Raw genomic sequence first — 1,102 nt, 5'->3', positions numbered from 1 at the left:
CACCAGCACCTCTGCCTCTACCAAGCCCAACAAGCTCTGCTAAGAATCCAATCCCATCCTTAGTACGTTGAACTTGTTCACTGACCTGCTCAGTAGAAACGTCGCCCTTTTGTTGTAACTTTTCCGTTGTCAGTTGTGATACCGTTTCTCGATCACTTTCTCTTACAATAGCTGTTACCTGATTCTTGAGAGTATCTACTCCTGTTGCAATTTCTTTTCCTGCTACAGTATCTGTAATTAAATCCTTAGCAAGCCCAATCGGCCCCCCAAATGCCAACGATAATGCTAATCCTGCTAATTGTGGATCTATACCTGTTTTCTTTATCGCTTCATCAACCTTGTAACTAACCGCTGCACTCTTATCAAATATGTTAATTGCTAAGTTACTGCCTGTTTTAAAATAAATATCTTTCCCATTTTCCAACGTAATTTTATAGGTAGGCATATCTGAAACTAAAATTTGACTTCCACGAGGTGATGCTTTAGCAATTTCTAAATGTAAGCAATTGCTACAATCAAAAGAACTATCACTTGAAATAGACTCAGAATCATGACTAGCACTGCTATTTTGCTCAGTTTGTCGTGTAACTAATAATCTTTTAGCCACTGAAGCTGCTTGCGATTCATCTATCCCATAATATTTAGCAAGTTCTTTCGTAATATCATCACTAGCTTGCTTGGCAACATCATTCAATTCTTTCGCTAATGGTAAAACTTCCTGATCAAAGATGGCCTCATACTGTTCAGGTTCTCCCCCTTGACGAATAAATTCTTTATAACCTTTATAAACTTGATCTCCACCTTTAGCTAACATTTCTGGATTGTTTGCTAAACTTGCTTGTATATTATTTAAAGTCTGTAAGGCTTTATCCTTATACGCTCCATCTGGTAAAGCTTTTGCCAAATTCTCTGCACTTTGACGGAAATTTTCGGGAATATCCTTCTGCTCTTTTACAATCTCTGCTCGTCCACGCTCCGTCAATAAACGATGATCTACCGTTACACTGCCATTGAGCATACCTGTGGTCTGGTCTCTGGTGATTTCTTGAGTATTATTAATGTTGCGGTTGGTGCCTGTTGCAGCGTTTGTAACCGTACCTTG

General features: G+C 39.0%; 1 protein-coding gene. It reads right to left on the bottom strand.

Annotation, left to right across the window (positions count from 1 at the left end):
* Positions 1–1,102: hypothetical protein (locus tag I2F62_RS13050; RefSeq protein ID WP_324627414.1), on the bottom strand; the 1,102-nt coding region annotated here is incomplete at both ends.

Source organism: Acinetobacter sp. MD2(2019) (genome assembly GCF_035615615.1).
Lineage (GTDB): Bacteria > Pseudomonadota > Gammaproteobacteria > Pseudomonadales > Moraxellaceae > Acinetobacter.
This window is presented reverse-complemented; position numbering and strand designations above follow the sequence as displayed.